Origin of the sequence: Okeania sp. SIO2C9 (assembly GCF_010672455.1) — a bacterium.
Taxonomy (GTDB): Bacteria; Cyanobacteriota; Cyanobacteriia; order Cyanobacteriales; family Microcoleaceae; genus Okeania.
Window position 1 is genome coordinate 1 of the sequence record NZ_JAAHGO010000303.1, and the last position, 1,047, is coordinate 1,047.

A 1,047-nucleotide genomic window follows, 5' to 3' on the forward strand; every position below is an offset into this window, starting at 1 on the left:
CTTCTGTCCGCCCAATTATCTTGAAGGGAGGGAATTGCTCAAGGTAACCGGTAATAGTTGACTTTAAACTTCCTAAAATTCCCCTATTTTTATCTTCCGGAAAGATATCATCTTCCAGTTGAGATTGAGAATATTCTTGCCAATCTTCTGTATCAACTAGACTGGATAAAGCTCGCCAGACTCCAGCCTTAATTAGGAATTCTTTCCTCTTCAGCCCTGTGACAACAACTAATACTCCTTCTTTTTCAGGTAAGTGATGTTATCTGAGTTCCTTTGCTAACTTGTTTTTCAACTCAGGTGACTCACGTCATAGTTTGAGAGTAGTGTCAGGCTCTTTTCCTAATAATTCTTGCTGTTGCTCTGGTTGAGCCAAGTCGATCATATCTTGCCATTCTACTTTGAACCCTTCTTCTCCACCAGCTTTTATAGCCTGATTAATTACTTCCTTAAAAGAGTCTACCTCTTCTGTATCTAGTGACTGAATAGCAAGTTTTTTAAAAGCTGGTTCTAGAGATTTATTTCCAATCCAAGCAACGGAATTACGAATTTTACGACCTCTGAAATCCAGGCGTTCTTGGGAATCAATTCCTGTTACTAAAAACAATAATTTATGATCTTTCGTTCGTGCTATAACTACAGAAAAAGCATGAGCATCAATTAAATTAGTTACTTCCTGGAAGATAAGAGGTAATACTTCTACTCTTTTCTGAATCTCTTTGGTAATTCTTAGCCAGCGGTAGTCGTCATCTTGAGCAAAACCACGACTTTGAACATAGATTTCCACAAGTTAATTCCTCTTTATATTTCTAACAATTCTTTACCTTGAATAATCGCAAAACCATCTCTAGTTTTAATTCCTTTGGCAAACTCCTTAACTGCTTTTCTGACAGCAGCATCTCCACCAAGAATTTGAATCACTGCTCTCAATAAAGCGGGACTACGGTCTAGATGCAATTTTAGTAAAAATGCCAATAAATAACGCAGCGGTTGGTCATTATCCTGGGGACTATATTCAGCATCAGCAGTAGGGTATTTCCGAAAACCAAA

At 37.8% G+C, this 1,047-nt stretch carries 1 protein-coding gene and 1 pseudogene; both read right to left on the reverse strand.

Translation table 11 applies throughout. The annotated features are described in order from the left end of the window. Positions 1 to 307: 307 nt before the first annotated feature. Positions 308 to 784: a hypothetical protein gene (locus F6K23_RS41205; protein WP_293167085.1), complete on the reverse strand. Its 477-nt coding sequence runs from the start codon at positions 782 to 784 to the stop codon at positions 308 to 310. 14 nt (positions 785 to 798) lie between these two features. After that, a pseudogene (locus F6K23_RS41210) lies at positions 799 to 1,047 on the reverse strand (hypothetical protein); the annotation flags it as partial.